16 protein-coding genes are annotated in these 20,121 nt (G+C 55.3%); 8 read left to right on the plus strand and 8 right to left on the minus strand.

The window, feature by feature from the left end; translation table 11 throughout:
• Positions 1-84 precede the first annotated feature (84 nt).
• Positions 85-312: a hypothetical protein gene (locus tag CA54_RS21170; protein WP_146372970.1), complete on the plus strand. Its 228-nt coding sequence runs from the start codon at positions 85-87 to the stop codon at positions 310-312.
• 75 nt (positions 313-387) lie between these two features.
• Entirely contained in the window at positions 388-1,605 is a 1,218-nt protein-coding gene (locus CA54_RS21175) for a lysylphosphatidylglycerol synthase transmembrane domain-containing protein (protein ID WP_146372971.1), read from the plus strand.
• Positions 1,606-1,653: 48 nt separating this feature from the next.
• Here the strand turns inward: CA54_RS21175 and CA54_RS21180 are convergent, their stop codons facing one another.
• The 3 genes from CA54_RS21180 to CA54_RS21190 form a co-directional block, all read right to left on the minus strand.
• Positions 1,654-2,601: a 2-hydroxyacid dehydrogenase gene (locus CA54_RS21180; protein WP_231963150.1), complete on the minus strand. Its 948-nt coding sequence runs from the start codon at positions 2,599-2,601 to the stop codon at positions 1,654-1,656.
• Positions 2,602-2,662: 61 nt separating this feature from the next.
• Positions 2,663-3,862: an acyltransferase family protein gene (locus tag CA54_RS21185; protein WP_197532683.1), complete on the minus strand. Its 1,200-nt coding sequence runs from the start codon at positions 3,860-3,862 to the stop codon at positions 2,663-2,665.
• A 169-nt stretch (positions 3,863-4,031) separates the two neighbouring features.
• Positions 4,032-5,396 (minus strand): peroxiredoxin family protein, encoded by a 1,365-nt coding sequence (locus CA54_RS21190; RefSeq protein WP_197532684.1) that lies wholly within the window; start codon positions 5,394-5,396, stop codon positions 4,032-4,034.
• A 368-nt stretch (positions 5,397-5,764) separates the two neighbouring features.
• Between CA54_RS21190 and CA54_RS21195 the strand changes: the two genes are divergently transcribed.
• From CA54_RS21195 to CA54_RS21205, 3 genes are all read left to right on the plus strand, one after another.
• Positions 5,765-6,892: an efflux RND transporter periplasmic adaptor subunit gene (locus CA54_RS21195; protein ID WP_146372974.1), complete on the plus strand. Its 1,128-nt coding sequence runs from the start codon at positions 5,765-5,767 to the stop codon at positions 6,890-6,892.
• 233 nt (positions 6,893-7,125) lie between these two features.
• Positions 7,126-8,649, plus strand: a complete 1,524-nt coding sequence (locus tag CA54_RS21200; RefSeq protein ID WP_146372975.1) for a serine/threonine protein kinase — start codon at positions 7,126-7,128, stop codon at positions 8,647-8,649.
• 174 nt (positions 8,650-8,823) lie between these two features.
• Positions 8,824-9,858 (plus strand): acetyl-CoA carboxylase carboxyltransferase subunit alpha, encoded by a 1,035-nt coding sequence (locus CA54_RS21205; RefSeq protein WP_146372976.1) that lies wholly within the window; start codon positions 8,824-8,826, stop codon positions 9,856-9,858.
• Between the two features lie 284 nt (positions 9,859-10,142).
• Here the strand turns inward: CA54_RS21205 and dtd are convergent, their stop codons facing one another.
• The 4 genes from dtd to CA54_RS21225 are packed head-to-tail and all read right to left on the minus strand — an operon-like array spanning position 10,143 to position 13,627.
• Positions 10,143-10,592: a D-aminoacyl-tRNA deacylase gene (gene dtd, locus CA54_RS21210; RefSeq protein ID WP_146372977.1), complete on the minus strand. Its 450-nt coding sequence runs from the start codon at positions 10,590-10,592 to the stop codon at positions 10,143-10,145.
• A gap of 20 nt (positions 10,593-10,612) precedes the next feature.
• A complete protein-coding gene (locus CA54_RS21215) occupies positions 10,613-11,404 on the minus strand; it encodes a metallophosphoesterase family protein (RefSeq protein ID WP_146372978.1) in 792 nt (263 codons plus the stop codon).
• Between the two features lie 25 nt (positions 11,405-11,429).
• Entirely contained in the window at positions 11,430-12,347 is a 918-nt protein-coding gene (locus tag CA54_RS21220) for a radical SAM protein (RefSeq protein ID WP_146372979.1), read from the minus strand.
• Positions 12,344-13,627 carry a monooxygenase gene (locus CA54_RS21225; protein WP_146372980.1) on the minus strand — a complete coding sequence of 428 codons (1,284 nt, stop codon included), beginning with the start codon at positions 13,625-13,627 and terminating at the stop codon, positions 12,344-12,346. Before CA54_RS21225 ends, CA54_RS21220 begins: the two co-directional genes overlap by 4 nt.
• Positions 13,628-13,798: 171 nt before the next feature.
• On the opposite strand from CA54_RS21225, the gene CA54_RS21230 reads away from it, so the two are divergent.
• Complete coding sequence (locus CA54_RS21230) at positions 13,799-14,290, plus strand: GNAT family N-acetyltransferase (RefSeq protein ID WP_146372981.1); 492 nt, start codon at positions 13,799-13,801, stop codon at positions 14,288-14,290.
• A 203-nt stretch (positions 14,291-14,493) separates the two neighbouring features.
• On the opposite strand, the gene CA54_RS21235 is transcribed toward CA54_RS21230, so the two are convergent.
• Positions 14,494-16,749: an ATP-dependent helicase gene (locus tag CA54_RS21235; protein WP_231963151.1), complete on the minus strand. Its 2,256-nt coding sequence runs from the start codon at positions 16,747-16,749 to the stop codon at positions 14,494-14,496.
• A gap of 333 nt (positions 16,750-17,082) precedes the next feature.
• Between CA54_RS21235 and CA54_RS21240 the strand changes: the two genes are divergently transcribed.
• Both CA54_RS21240 and CA54_RS21245 read left to right on the plus strand, forming a co-directional pair.
• Positions 17,083-18,477, plus strand: coding sequence for a sodium-dependent transporter (locus tag CA54_RS21240; protein ID WP_146372983.1), 1,395 nt, complete (start codon positions 17,083-17,085; stop codon positions 18,475-18,477).
• A gap of 251 nt (positions 18,478-18,728) precedes the next feature.
• The gene (locus tag CA54_RS21245; protein WP_197532685.1) at positions 18,729-20,078 is read left to right on the plus strand and encodes a Gfo/Idh/MocA family protein; all 1,350 of its coding nucleotides are present in this window, start codon (positions 18,729-18,731) and stop codon (positions 20,076-20,078) included.
• Positions 20,079-20,121: the final 43 nt, after the last annotated feature.

A 20,121-nucleotide genomic window follows, 5' to 3' on the forward strand; every position in this document is an offset into this window, starting at 1 on the left:
GGATTCGATATTACGAAATGGTTCCGCAACCGCGACCATCTCTCAGTGGATTTTGAAGGTTCAGAAGTCAGGAGTTTTTTCGTCATGTCAGATGAGGCGACCACTGTAGAGCAGAGCGTTTCGACGGAAACCGAGGAGGCCTCGACATTCCCCGGCAGCGAATTCGACCGCCAAGAACTTGCGCATTTTTCCTCCGACGACACTGAAGTCACAGCGAATATCGGGAAGATGTTGACGATTTTCTTCTTCTATTCGTTAGTGGCCATGATGTGCGTCACCCTTTGGGCCTGGTGGATTTCTTCCAGCAATTAGGCCGTATCTCCATCGATCAACGCTCGTTTCCGACGCTTGTTACGCCATAAGCCATCTTGACTTAGGCGAGCGATCGTGCAAGAAACGATTGGGCAGATCCAACCGCAGCATCGAAAGTGCGCATGTTGGGGATTGTTGACGACATTCCACGATGCTGAGGAGACTCGACCGTTGGATAAGCTTTTTGCGATCGCCGGGAAACTCAAATGGCCTTTTGCCATTGGCATGTTGGGCTATTTGCTGTTTCAACATTGGGATAATTTCAAAAGCCTGCTGCACGGCCAAAAAAACTGGGGCTTTTTTGCTTTGGGATTCACACTGGTCGCCGGCTGCGCTGCTTTAACGTTCGTCCGTTGGTACCTGTTGGTCTGGGCGCAGGAATTTGACTTCACGCTTAAAGACGCTTTTCGGTTGGGCGGATTTGGACTGCTCTGCAACTACGGCGGACCGGGCATTGTCGGTGGGGATTTACTGAAAGCGGCCATGGTCGCTCGGAATCAACAGTCACGCCGTGCCGTCGCTGCCGCCACTGTCGTTTTGGATCGCATCTTAGGACTGCTCGCGCTGTTTATGGTCGGCGCTTTGGCGACGCTCTTCGTAGACTTCGACACCGCCGCATTAAATGAAGCGGCTGCGACAGCTGCTGCGGCCGATAAAACCCAAGACCAAGGCTTTTTAGCTTCGGTGCCCATGATGTCGGTGGTTGGCTGGAGTCTGTGGGTCGGTTCGATTGTGGGTGTTGCGGGCCTGATGATCATGCTCACTCCCGGTTCAACCCGCTGGCCGATCTTGCAAAAGCTGGTTGGACTCAAATACGTAGGAAAAACGTTGGCGGATCTGCTGAACGGGATTGCCCTCTATCAAACCAAACGGCGTGTCGTCTCTCTAGCTGTCGTGATCAGCCTCATCGGACATGCAGGACTGGTGGCGGGCTTTTATTGCTGTGCCCGATCGCTGAATGCGTGGGTTCCGAATCTGTGGGCACACTATTATTTCATGCCTGCTGCGGAGTTATTCGCATCGGTCATTCCGGTTCCCGGTGGCGTGGGACCATTGGAAGGAGCGATCTCGTTCTTCTATGGGCTGACGGCTGTAGGACACGTCACCAAGGATACCGCTGAAGCCACCGGTGTGGCGGCGGCGTTGGTGTTTCGGGTCACAAGCGTCGTGACGGCGGTGATGGGAGCAGGCTATTACATGCTCACCAAACCCAAGTCGGAGCCAGACCTGCTGTCCAGCGATCCCTTGGAGCCGTCGCAAGAGCCGACTTCGGCCACGAAATTGCCTGCCTAGTACCGCGTCCATTGCTGGAATAGATGGCGGCAGGGCAGGGGGGGAGGGTCAGTTTTGCTCGACAGAATAAGGGAGAGGTTTCCCCTGTAACCCAGCGTGAAGATTCTCCACCGTCATGCGCAGCATCCGTTCACGGGTGCGGTTTGAGGCACTGCCCAGGTGCGGCGTGATGATCAGATTCTCCAGCGCCAACAGTTCATGCCCGCGCGGCAACGGTTCCGGATCGGTGACATCGATCCCCGCCGCGGCAATTTGCCCGGTCGAGAGCGCGGTATAGAGTGCGGCCGGATCGACCACCGGGCCGCGGGCCATGTTGATCAAGATGGCCGATGATTTCATCATCGCAAACTGTGGCCCGGAGATCAGTCCAGTTGTTTCCGGCGTCAGCGGGCAGTTAAGCGCTACGAAATCACTCTCGGCTAGCAAATCGTCTAAGCTGCGATACTCCGCTTTGTAGTCGCTTTCCGCTGAGGAGTCGCGATGGCGGTTGTGATAAATGATCTGCATATCGAAACCGGCGGCGCGCTTGGCCACCTGTTTGCCGATACGGCCCATGCCAACGATTCCCAGCTTGCTGCCGGTCACTTCCTGTCCAATGAGAATGGCCGGATCATAGTGGAGAAACTCCGGGCTATGCGCATACTGGTCACCAACCACCACATTCCGGGCCGTCGCCAACATCAATGCCATTGTCATATCGGCGGTCGCAGCATCGAGGCAACCGGGCGTATTGCCAACCGGAATACCGCGCTGCAGGGCAGCGGCCACGTCAATGTGATCGACGCCAACGCCATGATTGCTGATCACCTTCAGCTGGGGCGCCCGGTCCAGCATGGGGCCATCGACTTGGGGATGTCCGTACGCAATGATCGCTTCGGCACGGGCCAGGGCAGGGGAGTCAGGAGCGTCGTCCCAGGCGAGCACTTCAAATTCCGCGCCAAGCATCTCCAACAACGGTTGCGGCAATCCGTCTCCCATAATGGGGATTTGAGTCATGATCATTCCCTGTTCTATGATTCAATCTCAGCTAAAGGCCATTGGCATTTTCGTAGGTGGTTTAGATGCGGAGGAAGATTTTACGGCGGTACATCCACAGACAAATCAACCACATAACCAACAGGATCGCGGTATGCTCGACCAGCGATGCGTATTGTTCGCCGAAGATGTTGAATATCTCTTGGCCGAGGTGTGTTTGGTAGGTCTCACGAATCCAACCTTTGAACAACCAAGTCATAATATAAATGGCGATGGAATTCATGCCGACAACCACCGCCGGCCACGCCCAAAACTGGATGCCTGCCAGGTCGATGATGCCGTAGAACGCCGCCAGGATCAATAAGCAAATCCCGCTGCTATAGATCGTCCAACTCGGCGTCCAAATCCGCTTCACGATGGGGCAGATGTCGAAGTCATCCAACGCATAACCGGCGGCCATGGCCACAGCCCCGGTGCCGATGAGGATCAAGAACTTGCGTCCGCCCCCGCGCGGTCCGCGGAGCAGTTCTCCCGCCATCAATCCAAAGATCATCGTGGCTAAAGAGGGAATAAAACTGAGCGTGTGATACCCACCACCATTGTTTTGAAACGCGGTACTGCGTGGAAAGAGATTCAAAAACCAAACGTCAAACGCATGTGCCGCGTTCGTGTTTTTATTCCAATGTGCGGCGAACCCTGAGAGGTTGTACTGCCAATCGGGATCCACACCGGCGGATGCGTAGTCAAAATCCGTACCGGGTAACGGCCAGACGGCAAACAGTGTCCAATAACCAATGAGCACCAACATGGCAGCGGTGAACTGAACTTTGGCGGAGCGGCCCCAGAGCAGAAACAAAAACACGTACCCCAGCCCGATCTGTGAAACGACATCTTCGAACGTCCAATAGGTTTCGGGCTTATGGTTCGAGCGGAGAAACACGCCCAGCAGCGTTAAAGTGATGCCGCGAAACAACGCATGGCGAAACATCTGGCCGTGAGAATCGCCACGGCGTTGCCGACTGGCGTACGAATAAGCCATCGAGACGCCGACCATGAACATGAACGAGGGTTGAATCAAATCCCAAGCGACGCAGCCCACCCAGGGAAGGTGCTCCATCTGCCGAGCAATTTCCTGCCACATTGAACTGTCGGGATGATGTGTGGCAACCTCGGCCAATCCCAATCCGCCCGAAGCCATCGCCAACATCGTGAAACCGCGATAGGCATCTAAAGAGACCAAACGCGGCGCGGGTGTCAGCGAGGCGGCTGGCGTCGTGGTCATGTGAAGATCGGTCGTCCTTGTTGAAGGGAAATCAGGCACATCCGCCGCTCGGGCTCGTGCATCGTCACATAGAAGTATTAGGATGCCATTGGCAAAGTCAGTGTCACCCAAATCCCAAAAACAAACCGTGACAAACCGCTAAGATTTCACCGGCTGGTTAGAGGGAGGATCAGTCTTTCTTCGCCTCGCGTTTGGCGCGGACTGCCTTGCCAACCGCTTTATCAAGCGGACGCAGGCCTTCGTCGGGATTGATGTCGTAAAACCCAATACTGTAGTGCGCCACTTTGCCATCAGCTCCGATGACAACCCACAGTGGAAGTTTCGCGCCCACGCGTCGTGGATCACCGAATTTTGCAACCAGTTCCCCGGCGTCGATCGCCAATGGATAACTGAGATTCATGAAGGACTTGAATTTTCGCGTACTCTGCAATGCGGCACCGCGGGTGTTGGCATCAGAAAACAGGCTATTCACAGCCACGCCGTAGACTTGAACGCCGAGTTTTTTATACCGGGCGAATGAATAGTCGAGGTAGGGGGCTTGGCCGTACGGTTCGACGAGCGGATTGTATTTGTAGTCCCAAAAATGCAGGACGACAACATTGCCTCTCATCGCTGCGGCATCAATCGCTTCGCCGCGCAGTGGTTGCAGAGAAAATCCAGGAGCTGGTTTGCCCACATAATTTGCCGAGAGTTTCTCGACATCATCATATCGTCGCATCTGACGTTTGAGATCGCGACGAATGGAGGCGGCCAACCGGGCATAGGGGGTGTCCTCTGCTTCTTGCTGCAATTGCTCGGCGATCAATTCGGTGACCTTGAGTTGATCGGAGGTCAATTCGGCATTCATTTCGTTTTCCGGACGTTTGAGGTCCGCTTGCAACTTAGCCAGCGTGCTGATCGGCTTTTGCAATTTGTCATGATCCGCTTTTTCAATCGGCTTGTGTGATTGCAGCTCAAAAGAAAGAGAGAAGGGGACCCCTTTTCCACGAGTCAAATCGCGACGGGCACTGATGATCAGCCCGGTTTGTTTTTCCACGGCAAGCTCTTCTCGAAGGCCAAAGTTCGTGACTGATTCCACGCGCCAGCAGTCCCAATCTTGGACCTTGGCTGAGCCGACGACCGAATACTTGGAATTGCCAACGGTCCAGTTGGCGTCTTCGGCGAGTTTGGCGTGATGTTCAAACAGTGGACGCCGAACGCGAATCGAAGTCGGTTCGCCTTCATGCGTATAGAGCAAACGAATTTGAGCCGGATTGGTGGGCCGCAGCGCGGCATCGAGATCAATTTGTCCGTATTGTTCGGGCCAAGCCCAGGAACCGCCACCGCTTTCATCAACAAGAAACGCTAAACGCTGCCCATCTCCTGCGGCCTTGCTCACGAGGCAGTAGAGATTGAACCGTTTGACGGTGTCGCCGTTGGATTCTCGTCCCGTTTCGATCAAAGCTCCGCGATAGCGTAGTTCGACGGCATTAGAATCGGCCAAGGGGGACGAAAGGACAGACAGGACGACGAGGTGGGACAACAAAGCGGTCATTTCGCGCGCCTCCCTAGGCGAATTCATCAATTACAGAGGTCATTCGTGGGACAACTCCAGCTGATGCGGGTTTGTCCGAATTGCACGAAACCCATTCAGGATAGCACAATAGGAGTAGATTTCGCCATCCTGCAATAGGGGCCAGCGGCAAGAATTTTTGACGCCACGCGCGACCGGCAAAGTGCGGTGGGGCCCCCTGCCCAGAAGCACCAGCCACCTTGACAAATGTTGACACACCCTCACTGGCGCCCGTATCCTATGAATAGACGGCTTAAGGAGTTAATCAGCCGGGCTCCGCGTCATGCGTGGAGTGACTGAAAGCGCATGCGCAGTAAACCAGGAGTCAAATAATCGTGAATTCGAGAAGCATGGCGTTCAAAATCATCACGATATCGGCCACGATTTCCTGTTTGGGACTTGTTGCTAGTGTTGCACAAGACCGGAATTCGAATCGACGGGCTGCGAATGAGGCGGACGCCGAGGAAGCCCCGGCGGCGTTGGTGATCAAACGCCGGGCTGTGGTGCTCGAAGATCCACGCACCTATCAAATTCCGATGCGTCTGGAACCGGTACGTTCCATCGCTGTCATCGCGCCGGTGGATGGCATCGTACAAAGTGTCCACGTCAAACCGGGAGATCTGCTCCCGTCGCAGGGTGACGTGGTTCGCATGGATGATACGCGTACGGAACTATTAACACGCAAAGCCAAAGCAGAGGTGACAGCGCGGCAAATTGAAAGAAAAATTGCCGGGGCAAAAAGCGGTGCGGCCGATGAAGTCGCCTTGGCCGACGCGAATTTGGAGGCAGCCAAGGCGGCGTATGAATTGGCGGAACTCGACCAGAACCAAATGATTGTTCGCGGCGCATTTGCGGGAACGATTCTTCAAGTGCACGTTGTCCCGGGCCAATTCGTGAGAGCAGGGGAGGCTGTGGCGGAATTGGCCGATTTAAGGAGTCTGGTAGCGGAGATTCCAGCGGGTCGAGCACAATATAAAGCGGGCGACAAAATTTCGGTCACGGTGGAAAACGAAGCGGTATCGGCTGTCGTGGAATCAATCTCCGCACCGCCACCGCGATTCGAGTCATTACGCCCACTGATCGATTCGCTCTCGATGGCGAAGATTCAAATTCAAAACAGCGAAGGAAATTATCACCCCGGCCAAGCGGTCTATGTCGATCTGATTCCGACCGAACCGGTGGCCGTGGTACCAGCCCTGGCGATATCCAATTCTGACGACGGGCAACGCAAGGTACAGGTTGTTCGAGAGTATGTCGTTCGCGACATCAAGATATCTCCGTTAGCCCAAATCAATTCGGAGCGGATCTATGTATCGGGAGAATTTTCGCCAAACGACGAAGTGATCGTCAATGCGTCGATGGAATTGACCGATGGAACAAAATTGCGTCCGTGGGTTCAGGAATTCGACGCACCTGAAGAAACCGAGAAGAGTAAAAAGCAGTCGCTGCCGCGCAAGACAAAATCTAGAGGTTTGTAGTGGCGTCACCACGCGTGCTGGTCATGTGGCCCACTGCGATGTCCGTACAAAACGCTGCGGGATAAGCGCTCAAGCAACTTGACTCGACATCACAGTTCAAAATTGCCCAAGCAGTTGGGGCAATTGCGGACTCCAGGTTGTATTCCGCACAACGACGCAGGCCGTAGGGCAGGTCGGAATGCGTCGCTCAGTTTATACGCCTGAAGTAGGCACTAAGGAAGGAAGAGTATCCCGTGTCAGAAAATGAATCATCTATCGACAACTACAAATTGTCCAACTGTCTGTCGCAAGGAAGGCACAGCCAAGTCTGGGAGGCAAACGATTCCGGGAGTGGGCGGACCGTTGCACTGAAAGTGTTGCTCCCCGAGGCATTCGCAGACAAGGAACAAAAGCAGATATTGAAGTTGGAAGCAAAGGTGGGCAAGTCACTTGAGCATCCCAATATTATTCGGGTCTACGAATGCATCGTGAGCCGCAACCACGCTTATATCGCCATGGAGTTATTCCGCGCCCCTAATGCCAAGGTCCAATTGGTCAGCGACAAAGCATCCATACAGCGGCGAGCGCACAAACTGATCGAACAGACAGCGATGGCGCTGGCCCATATGCACGAACGAGGTTGGATCCATAAGGACGTCAAACCAGAGAATATTCTCATTAACAAATCCTCCGAAGTGCGGCTGATTGATTTTTCGCTGTCAGGCAAGCCGGCCGGTTCGTTGGGCAAAATGGTCAACCGCAAAAAGAAGGGGTTCGTGCAAGGTACGCGAACTTACATGGCTCCTGAACAAATTCGCAATCAGCCGTTAACACATCTCGTCGATATGTACGGCTTCGGAATTACGGTTTATGAAATCCTGGCAGGGCGGCCCCCGTTTCGTTCGCCGCACCCTGACAATCTATTGATGGACCATCTCAAGACCACTCCCGCCCCTCCTTCAGAATTCAACGACAACATCACGGCAGAAATGGACCAGATCGTGTTGAAGATGCTCGCCAAATCGCCTAAGAATCGTCAAAGCGGCATCGATGAATTTTTGTCCGAATTCCGGAACGTCCGAATCTTCAAAGAAGCACTCCCCGAGCAGGCGCAGCGGACGGAACAAGAGATCAACGAGGATAAGCTCAAAGATCAAGATGCGGGAATAGAGTCACGCATCGACAGTCGGTTGGACGCGATGCGAACCGAGGCACTCAAAAATAATCCTGGTGGTGTCAAAGCACCAGAGAAGACCAAATCGAAAACCGTACTCAAAACCGAGCCAATTGAAAAGCCGAAAGCTCCTGAGCCTCCAGCACAGCAGCAACCGCAACAACCTCCCCAACAGCCATCAGTTCAGCCGCCGCAACCTTTTCCGCAACCAGGCATGCCGCTGCAGGCGATGACCCCCGAACAAATGGCCATGCATCAGCAAATGCTCCAACAGCAACAGGCGTATTACCAGCAGATGATGCACCAGCAATCCATGCAGAATCAAATGTATCCGCAACCAGGGATGCAGCCGCCCCCAGGGATGCAGCAACCGCAAATGCCGGCGCCACCGCTGCAGCAGCAACCTCCGCAACCAGCTGCGTCCCAACCACCTCAGCAACCCTCGGCGCCGGCTCCAGTTCAAGAGCAACCGCCCCAACAGAAACCAGCCCAAAAGAAACCGGCCCCTTCCAAAGAGCAAAAACCTCCGAAAAAAGAAACTGAGGGAACGATCATGAGCATCGACGATATGGAAGATATTTTCAAAACGCTTCCCGATGTCTAAGCGGCCAGCGTCATCGGAGGACTGGGGGCGTTTGTTGCCCGCACCCAGCGAATCGAAAGTCGTGCGAACTGAAAATTGCGGCTTGCTTGACCTGGGGCGATGAAGTCGCGACCATCTGAGGCGTACCGCCCTATTCGGCATGTCACAATTTCCCCCCGCGAACAAGAATCAGTGATGGCGACATATCAACCGCTCCCTTTCGAGCAGCCGATTCAAGAACTCGAAAAGCAACTGGCCGATCTCAATGCGCAAGAGAATTCGACGCCCGAACACGCCGAACAGATCCGCCAATTGAAGTTGGAAATCACGCGATTGACGCGCGAAATTTTCGACAATCTTAGTGCCTGGGAAACGGTGAAGGTGGCCCGGCAAACCGGTCGGCCGCAAACGCCCGATTACATCGAACTGGTGTTCGACGAGTTTGTCGAGTTGCACGGCGATCGAGCTTTTGGGGACGACCGCGCCATTCTCACCGGACTGGCCAAACTCAACGGCCGCAAGATCATGCTGATCGGTCAGCAAAAAGGCCGGACGGTCCAGGAGCGAAGCGAATGCCTCTATGGCTGCGCTCATCCCGAAGGATATCGCAAGGCGCTGTCACGGATGCAAATGGCGGCCAAGTATGGTCTACCGATCGTCTGCTTCATCGACACACCCGGCGCCTACCCTGGGATCGGCGCCGAAGAACGTGGCCAGGCCTACACGATCGCTTACAACCTCCGCGAGATGTCCCGGATTTCGACACCCATCACGGCGGTCGTGCTGGGGGAAGGGGGGTCCGGAGGAGCTTTGGGGATCGGCATCGCCGACCACGTGGCTGTCTTGCAGCACGCCTACTATTCGGTGATCAGCCCCGAAGGCTGCGCGGGCATATTGTGGAAACATGTGGAACATGCCAGCAAGGCGGCCGAGGCGCTCAAGTTTACCTCAGCTGACCTTTTGAGAATGGGGATTGTCGACGAAGTGATTCCCGAGCCGCTGGGAGGCGCGCACCGCAATCACCGGCGGATGGCGATGGCTCTTAAAGCCAGTCTGACGGAAAGTCTCAAAGCGCTGGATGGACTCTCGAGCGAGGAACTGCTTGATCGGCGTTACGAGAAATTCCGCCGCATCGGAGTGTTTGAAGAAACCACTGTCACGGAAACGATCGCGGCCACCGACAACGTCCCCGACGCTGATGCTGAGATTGCTCCCGATGCCAACAGCTAATCGGCCGCTCAGAGTGGCAAGCGACCATCTCGATGGCCCGGTGCGCGAACAGTCGCCAGCGAACGTCGCATCCCGACAGGTGAGTACGCATTCACGAAACACCGGTATTTCAGCATATCCGCAACGTCCGATAATGTCCGTTATGTTTCATTAACAATACCTCGAAAACCCTGTATAATAAGGGTTTCGCGAGAATCATCGTGCATTCGCCGACCCAATGCGGACGTTGGTTTTGGGGGCGAACTCCCCTGCCCAAAGTGGTGGCCACATTCCGAATTCACACATCAGAATTCCTTGCGGCTGTCGACCAGGATCGTCACCGGCCCCTCGTTGACCAACTCGACTGACATCTGTTCTTGAAACCGACCGGTCGCCACTTCGATTCCGTGACCGCGAACCTCAGCGACAAAACTTTCGTACAGCGGATTCGCAATTTCGGGACAGGCTGCTGCAACGAAACTGGGGCGACGACCTTTTCGGCAATCACCCAAAAGTGTGAATTGACTGACGACCAACATCCCTCCGCCGACATCGGCAAGCGAGAGATTCATTTTGCCGGCCTCATCTTCAAATATCCGCAGCCCGGCAATCTTGGCTGCCAGATAAATGACGTCATCCTGACTGTCATCGGCGGTGACGCCCAGCAGCACCAAATAGCCACTGTCGATCTCTCCCGTAATTTCACCCGCCACGGAAACCTGGGCACGGGAGACTCTTTGCACAACTGCTCTCAATTGATCGGTCCTTTGCTATTTTAAAACGGCCCACGGCGACGTTCTTTGCTGGGCAACACTTCCAAACATGTCGTCCACCAACCGGTTTGGATCGTCGCCACAAATTCCTCCGGCAAACGTTCATCACGCATCTCTTGCGCCAGACGCAGGTGGACATATTCCAGCGGCACGAATTGTATGTCAATCCCCCCTGCAACGGCATCACCGCCGGTACGAATTTGCGCATACCAAACAACGGTTTGGCCATCGTTTTCGGGCCGGCCCAGGACGCCCACATTGACGAACCTTCGCCCGCCGGTCAATTCGCGTTGCCAATGAATTCCGGTATGCGTTGCCAGAATCAGATCGGCCTGATAATCATCGGCGAGCTTATCCAGAAATTGCGTACTGGTTGTCGACTCCCAGAGAAACTCGTTCGTCTTGCGCGGACTGCCGTGGCACATCAGAATTCTTAGGCCATCCACTTCGATACGATGCTCGCTCGGCAAGTCGCGCAACCAACGACGGTTCTTAGCTGCGGTATGGGCGTACGTGTAATCGTAACTCAACTTGGCAAAATAATTGTCGCGGGGATCGGTGTAGCCGCATTGGCAATCCTGCAGGTCGTTGCCGATGCTGTTGTCGTAATTGCCTTGAATGCAAATCACCCTATTGTCGCGCAGCGGCGCGAACACCCGATCGGGGTACGGCCCAAACGCCCCCATGTCGCCCAAGCAATACAGCGATTCAGCGCCGGCGCGATGTGCATCCTCTATCGCCGCTTGCAGCGCGAGATAGTTATTGTAGATGCCACCAAAGACCGCAAGATGCACCGCGCGACTCCCCGACTCATTCGTTTCAGTTTTTGCTATCCGCGGCGCGCTGTTGTTCGACAACCTGCGACGAAGGATTTGTGCAGATCGCGCCGTACTGATAACAGGTGTAGCATGCGCCGTGGGCAAGTGGGAAGGGCGATGTCGATTCCGCTAACGTCTCCCCCAATTGCGCGGCTGGAGAGTCGAGCAGGATCGGACAAACGCAGACCCCCCTATCGGTGATCACACGACTGTGTGCGCAGATCAATTGGCCCACATCGTAATCGCTCAGCATCTCGTGCGTGACGACATCCTCTGCATCATAACCGTGAGTCCGTTGCACCTCTGCCCCGATTTGTAATCGCGGCAAGATCTTTAACCGTGGCCGCGTATAACCTAGCTCATGCAGCGCTGCGCGAAAGGCGCTGATGATCCCAGGATCGTCCGCTTCGTCCCAGGTGCGCGTCATCGTGATGATGGGTAGAAAGCCATGCTCAACGAGAAGTCGAACACCCTGCATCGCGCGTTTGAATGTCCCTTCGCCGCGAATCGGATCGTTGATCGCAGCGGTGGGGCCGTCGATGGAGACACGGATTTCTAAACTGTAGACCGCCCCCTCTTCGGCGCGGCGAAGTTCACGCAACCACTCTGGTTTGAGAACCGTCGCATTCGTTAGCACGGTGGCGGGACCGTAAGCTAACGTCGCCTTGAGCATGGGGATCAATTCTTTATTGAGAAATGGTTCCCCCCCGGTGAAGTAATACTCTTTGACACCAAAGGCGACCGATTCCTCAAGACGCCGCTGCACTTCGTCAAGCGATAGATAGCCGAAGCTGTCATTGTGCGGACTACAACTGATGAAGCAGTGTGTGCACTGCAGATTGCACAATGTGCCGGAGACTTGAAACCAAAGTTCATCCAACGCTTGAAGTTCGACGGACGGAATGTTTGCGATGCTCATTGTTGTAGCTGCGCCCCCTGCTCACCCTTTCGCGACATGGGTGTTTCCGATTCCGCGGCCAAGAAATCATACACATCGACAATCTGTTCCAAACCCACACGAATCAAAAACCGCGAATCGCGTCCATAACTTTTTGCCCCCAAGATAAAAAATCCCGGCTCGGGATTGCGCAATGTTTCAACTCCATTGCTGGACTGATTCAGACAATCGGTTGACGTCTCCCCCATCAACGCGGCCGCTAACTTGATCGGACCTGAGGTGGCATAACATTCGTGCATTTGTAGTTCGCTGTACAACGACCGGTCGGGCTGATATCCGACATTGGCAACGATGCGGTCGGCAGAGAGCATTTCATGCTCCTCGCGATGACGAACAATCACGCGAAAGCCCCCCTGCCCATCTATCAATTGAATTCCCTGAATGATGCGTTGCGGCATCAATGTGATGGGCGAGTCCGCTGACATTGCCAACCGATTGGCCTTCGCCGTCAATGTACCTCGCTCGGGTAAGGGATCCTCATCAATAACCGCCAGCGGCGGTGTGCGCTCGGAGCGGGTGATCCAAATCGCCCGTGTTTTTTTATCCGATTCGGCAAGTCGTGCCAATCCTGTAATCGCTGTCGCTGCCGAATATCCACTCCCGATGACCAATGTTGTTTGCCCCGCGTAAAATTCGCGGCGGCTGCCCAATATGTCCGGGACGCCGTATTCGATCGCGCCGACCGCTGACGTCTCCCCCACTGCCGGCAGCCCCCCTGCTCCGAGCCAGTTGTGATGCGGATAGACGCCCGAACAATCGAGCACATAATCAGCGGACACATCACGTTCTATTCCGCTTCGATCCCGCAAAAGAAGTCGGAACAGATCATTGCCGCGCGCAGGGTTTTCGATCAGGTCCGCTTTCCAAGAGTTCATGCGACTGATGCCGACGACCGTCGTCTGTTCGTGCAAACTTTCAGACAGTATGGGGAGTCGACTCAACGGGAGCAGGTAACGGTCGGCATATTCGCGGCCGGTAAGAAATTGATCGTCACCGGGCAGTCGCACGCCTGGTTGTTGCTCGTCGATCGCGCGTTGCGCCCAATTGGAGGCGTTCATGCGAAACGGGCTGAACAGGCGCACATGTCCCCAGTCCCGCATATTCGCGGCCAGCGGACCTTTTTCGTAGAGATCAACATCAAAGCCCGCCAAGCGTCCGTAAAGAGCGGCCTCCAACCCAATTGGCCCGCCCCCAACGATGGCAATGCGTTTTGTCGCTCTGGATGTATGTGTGTGATTCAAGTAATCGCTCAGTCTGAGGAAGTATTAGGTTGATCGTAGTCTAGCGGCCCACCCGCTGGGAACTGTGAATCGCCATACAACCTAGAAGTAGTATTGTGGAATGACGATTCGCGGTACCGCGTTATAATGCCCCCCTGCCCTCCAACTGCTCAACCGATACGGAGCAATTTCATGCCTGTGATTCGACCGGCACAACACAGCGATCTAAATGCGATCAACGACATCTATAACGCCGCGATTCGCGACTCGACGGCGACGTTCGACACCGCCGAGAAAACACTCGAGGAACGACAACAGTGGTTCAACGACCATAGTCCGCGCTATTCCATTCTCGTTGCCGAAGTCGACAACCAAGTCGTGGGTTGGGCATCCCTGTCCCGCTGGAATCAAAAACCGGCGTACGACATCAGTGCGGAGACGACATTCTATGTGGCCGTCGAACATCGCGGACAAGGGATTGGTCGCGCGCTGAAAGTAGCAATCATCGAAGAAGCCCGCCACCACGACTTCCATTCGCTAATCGCCCTCGTGACAGCCGAAAGCGAAGCGAGCCTACATTTGAACAAAATGTTCGGATTTGTCGAAGTCGGCGTGCTGAAGGAGATCGGCCGTAAGTTTGATCGATTGTTGGATGTGGTGATACTGCAGAAGGTGTTGAACTGATCTTCTAAAAAAGTGTCACTGAATTTTTCACTCCGAAAAACACCTCACGCAAAGGCGCAAAGATCGCAAAGCAAAGTAACTCACCATGCCCGGCTCTTAGCGGCCTTTGCGACTTTGCGTGAGGTTTCCTGCATGGAATGCACGTCTCTTGTTTGATCTGTGCTTTACTCGTGTTTCATCTGTGGCTAAAAAAACACTTCCACTTAACGCTGCCCCACCGGTTGCAGCGGGCTTTTGGCGATGTCGAAGTTACGGCACTCCCCTGCTGCGAATTCGACAGTGACGGTTTTGCGGCGGCCGAAGCCGTCGATGTTGCGGACGGTGCCTACGCCGTACTGCGGATGGCGGACGTCCATGCCGATGCTGAAACCGCGCGGGATTTCTGTCGGGGTGTTGGTGCCATTGAGCAAGTCGGCGGCGGTCATCATTTGCGGTCGGGGCGCATCTTCTTCAGGGCGCTGCTTGATGATCGGTTCGAAGTCGTCCAGTGAATGGTCGTGGGCATAGTCATCATCCCACGCGATATATTCACTGTCGGTTTCCACGACGGTGGCGGCGAGGTCCATCTCGAACAAAAACGGGCTGGGGATCGTCGACAGGCGCTGGCCGCGAATATCCCGCACTGCTGTTTGCGTGAGCATCAACTGCTCTTCCGCCCGCGTCATGCCCACAAATAACAACCGCCGCTCCTCTTCCAGTTCATGCGGGTCGTCACTGTTGATCGCCCTTTCGTGCGGCAATAGGTTTTGTTCGACACCGACGACGAAGACCACCGGATATTCCAATCCCTTGGCGGCGTGCAAGGTCATCAACGTCACGCTTCCCGCATGTTCATCGAGACTGTCGACATCGTTGATCAGCGAGCTTTCTTCCAGGAATCCTTCCAACGTGGCGTCGTCGCCGTGAGCTGCATCGTATTGCCGGGCTGCGGAGATCAACTCATCCACGTTGGCGGCGCGCTCCATGTTTTGTTCCGTGGGGTCATCCAACCAGGAATGATCATAGCCAGTTTGTGTGACGACCTGCGTAATCAACTCGGCGACTCCTTGCGCCGTGCGTTGCGACAGTTGGGAGATCAATTCGTAAAACCCATGCAGTGCTTTAATGGCGCGCTTCGTTAGCTTGGGGACCTCCTCTGCTCGCGCCGCTGCTTCCAACAAACCGCCCCCCTGCCCCGTCGCCCAAGCGGTTAAACGCGTGAGTGATGTTTTGCCGATACCCCGCGCGGGGACGTTGACGACTCGTTCAAACGCGGTGCGGTCGGCCGGGTTAGCGATCAGCCGTAGGTAGGCGACGATGTCTTTGACTTCCGCCCGGTCATAAAACCCGACCCCGGCGGCGACTTGATACGGAATGTGAAAGCGGGCCAACGCTCGTTCGATGCTCCGCGAAAGCGCATTGACGCGATAAAAGATTGCGAAGTCCGACCATGCTCTGCCTGCTTGATCAACGAGGTCTTGAATCCGCAGCGCGATCCCTTCCGCCTCGGCGGCGCCGTCGGTGAACGTCAATAACTCGACCGGCGGCCCTTCATCATTCTCCGTCAGCAGCGCTTTAGCTTTGCGGTTGAAATTGTGACCGATCAACAAATCCGCTTGCCGCAAGATGGCCTTGGTACTGCGGAAATTATGTTCCAAGCGGACGACTTTTGCGTCGGGATAATCTTGCTCGAAACGCAAGATGTTGCCGATCTCCGCTCCCCGCCAAGCATAGATCGATTGATCGGGGTCGCCGGTGGCGCACAGATTCGGAAAATCCTGTGACAACGCGCGGACGATGCGGTATTGCGGCAGGTTGGTGTCCTGATATTCGTCGACGAGAACGTATTGAAACCGCTCGTCCAGCTGGCTCCTTAAAGCGGGGTTTTCTTCCAGCAAGCGTGCCACGTGCAGCAACAGGTCGTCGAAGTCGACCGCATTGCTATCTTGCAAAGCGCGTTGATAGGCGGGGTACGCCTCTGTCACAACCCGCAACATTGTATCGCCGATGCCTCCCCCGGGGTTGAGAGCGAATTCCTCGGGGCCGACGAGGCGATTTTTGCTGGAGCTGATCCGTGCCGCTACTTTGGCCGGCGGAAAATGTTTGACGTCGTGCCCCAACTCGGTGAGCACCGATTTAAGCAACCTCCGTTGGTCGGAGGTATCAAGAATCGTGTAGTTGGGTTGCAGACCGACGCCGCGTGCGTGCTTTCGCAGCAATTGTGCGCAGAACCGGTGAAACGTGCTGACCCAGATTTTGGCATCCGGCAACAGAGCGTCAACACGCTCGCCCATCTCACGGGCCGCTTTGTTCGTGAAGGTGATCGCCAGAATGTTGTAGGGGTGCACGCCGCTTTGCACCAACTGGGCAATGCGGTGCGTGATCACCCGCGTCTTGCCCGAGCCGGGTCCGGCAAGCACGAGTAACGGTCCCTCCTTGTGGTCGACCGCCTGTTGTTGGCTGGTTGTGAGATTGTTCAAAGTCGCTGCTTGTAAAAATCGGAACTCGAGGCAAGGGCCGCGCTCCGTCCACGGCCCGTGCGAGCAATCATAAAGAATCCGCTCGCGTTTTGACCAGCCAATTGTCATTCCGACGCGTAAGGAACACTCCCCTGCCCCGTTCACCGGCGTCGAAAACTATTTCAGAGGGACAATCGGCCAGAATCGAAAGTTTTGCCATTTTTTGCGCCTTTGATGGAAATTTGCCTGTAACAAACGCCGCTGATTTACGCTTCGGTTATTATGTGACCGTTACCAAAACACCATAGCTGCGCGCTATGGGCTAGGATAATCATTCGGAGGGGGGGAGCGACAATGAGTGGCCAACCGAATCAAAACGGCGCAGAACTCGCCAATGCAAGCGTTCAAGGTAACCCGGATCGTGGCGGGTTTGCGACGAACTTTGGCTTTATTATGGCAGCTGTCGGGAGCGCCGTGGGGTTGGGGAACATATGGAAATTCCCTTACATCACCGGCGAATACGGTGGCGGTGCGTTTGTGTTGGTCTATTTGATCTGCATCGCCCTGGTCGGCTTGCCGTTGATGTATGCGGAGTTGATCATCGGGCGTCGCGGCGGCAGTGATATTCTGGGAGCGATGCGAAATCTCGCCGCTGAGGGGAGCGTGCTGGGGCGGATACTCGCCTATCTGACCGGCGGCATGGCGGTAGCCTCTGGGTTTTTGATTTTATCGTTCTATTCTGTCGTCGCTGGATGGGCGCTGCATTTTCTGGCAGTCTCTTTGGGTGCCATGCCCGATGCCCAATTGGGCGCCGAGGGAACGTTTGCTGAGGTGGCGGGTAGTGCAAACCTTTCTTCGCTTTGGCATACGATCTTCATGGCATTGACGATCACCGTAGTGGTGGGTGGGATTCATGGCGGGATTGAGAAACTGTGCAAAATCCTGATGCCGATCCTATTTTTAATGCTCGTTGCCCTGCTGTTCTACGTCGGATACACCGGTGGCTTGGAACAATCGTTGACCTTCTTGTTCAAACCCGACTTTCACAAATTGAGCGCTGCGGCCGTATTAGAGGCATTGGGGCATGCGTTCTTTACGTTGTCATTGGGCATGGGGGCGATCGTGACGTACGGGTCGTACCTCAAGAGTGAGCGGCACGTGATTCGTGACGGCATGGCCATTGCGTTTCTGGATACGCTCATCGCTTTGATGGCCGGAGCGGTGATTTTTGCTGTCGTGTTTCACGCTGGCCTGGAAGCTGAGGGAGGTCCGGGGTTGCTGTTCAAGACGCTACCGGCCCTGTTCATCAAAATGCCATACGGCGCCGCCCTTTCCAGCTTCTTTTTCCTGCTGGTGGTGTTCGCTGCCTGGTCCTCCGCCGTTTCATTGTTAGAAGTCGTGGTTGCGTACTTCGTCGACGAATGGAAGATGAAACGATCCATTGCCACTTGCCTGTTCGGGGGGTTGGTCTGGGGATTGGGCATTGCTTCGGCCTGTGATGGGAACGTCTTGGATTTCCTCGACAACTTAACAACTCGCTACATGCTGCCGCTGGGCGGATTAGCCATCGCAATTTTCGCCGGCTGGTTTGTCAGCTACGAAGATCGCAACAGTGGCTTCGCCCCGTTTGGCGAATTGGGAAAGAAGTTGCAAGCGGTCTGGTTGTTCACGATTCGTTTCGTGTCACCGGTGTTGATCGTGATTGTGATTCTCTCCAAGACAGGTGCGTTGGATTCGTTCATCAAGTAACCGGCGGGTATTCACCAGCGGCGCGTTCGCGTCTGTGGATCGGCAAGTGTTTGCACACCCGGGCCCCATTGGGGCGCGCGGTGTGCACTTCTTTGCACGTTTCACACGTGGCCAACGGACGAACCAATTTCGCACGCGATACTGGAAGAGCTTTTCGTCCTCCGTTTGCCTGTTTGCCGACGATGTCCCTATAATGGCCCTCTGCCCAGACGGCTCCAAGTGCATCCATGGCTTACCAGGAGGAGACGAATATGTCGGCGACCAATCGGCGTGGTTTTCTGAAGAGTTCGGCAGCCGTGGCCACCAATACCGCTGCCGCAGCGGTCTTGATGAGCGAAGCGCAAGCGGCAAAAGCTCCCGCCAATGAACGTCTGCGTGTGGGATGTATCGGCACCGGTGGGCGGGCGCAGTTTTTGATCACTGCATTTGCCGGCCTGGCGGAATGTGATGTTGTCACGGTTTGTGATCTCGACCCTGAGCGACTTTCACGTGGCGTCGAGGTGGTCAAAATCGCCCAAGGCCATCCGCCAAAAGCCGAGACCGATTTTCTGAAGTTGATCGACGATCCGACACTGGACGTGATTGTCGTGGGCACTCCCGATCATTGGCACGCAATTCCCACCATCATGGCCTGCCAAGCGGGCAAGGATGTCTACGTCGAAAAACCGGACGGCCATAACATGGTCGAAGGGCAACGCATGGTGCAGGCGATGCGCAAACATGGCCGCATCGTCCAAATGGGGACGCAAGCCCGCACAGGCGAGCATTTCCAAGCAGCGATAGATTACATCGCCACCGGCGCGCTGGGCAAAGTGCTCGTGGCCAAAGCCTGGGAAAGTACACGACAAAGTTCATTGGGGCACCCACAAGACAGCAGCCCGCCGGCCGGAATTGATTACGACCGTTGGCTCGGCCCTGCCCCGAAACGGCCCTTTAATAAAATGCGGTTTCATGCCAATTGGCGATGGTTCTTTGAACTGGGCGCCGGGGACCTCGGCAACGACGGCGTGCATCGCTTGGACTATGCGCGTTGGGCACTCAGCACAGCTGTCGAAGCCCAAGGAGGAAAGCCACTGCACATGCCCACAAAAATCTCCGCACTGGGGGGCAAGTGGTACTTCGATGACATCCAAGAGTGGCCCGACACCTTGCAAGTGAATTACGAGTACCCCGGTGAGGAGGACGGACCGGGAAAAATCCTCACATACGAAATGCGAGTCTGGACACCCTACAATCATGAAGGGGAAGGCGAGGGAGCGGTGATCTATGGCGATCAGGGTTACATCGTAATCGGCAACCGCCGCTGGCGAGCTTACGGACCGAAACACAAATTGTTGGCCGAACATTCAGGCAACAACGACGGCCTTTCGCACATTCAGAATTTCGTGGACTGCATAAAGAGCCGAAAAAAACCGAACGCCGATTTAGAAACAGTCGGCCACCCTTCGTCAATCCTCTGCCACGCCGGCAACATCGCCTGGCGCGTCGGCCGACAAGTGCAATTGGACCCGGAAACGGAAACGTTCATCGACGATGACGAAGCGAATGCGCTACGGACGCGCCCGGAGTATCGTAAACCGTGGGAACTGCCGGTGGTGTGATTGGGCGTGCGCCCCCGCTCCTGGCTTTACGGGATGATGATTT

It is taken from the genome of Symmachiella macrocystis (assembly GCF_007860075.1).
In the GTDB taxonomy this organism is placed as follows: domain Bacteria; phylum Planctomycetota; class Planctomycetia; order Planctomycetales; family Planctomycetaceae; genus Symmachiella; species Symmachiella macrocystis.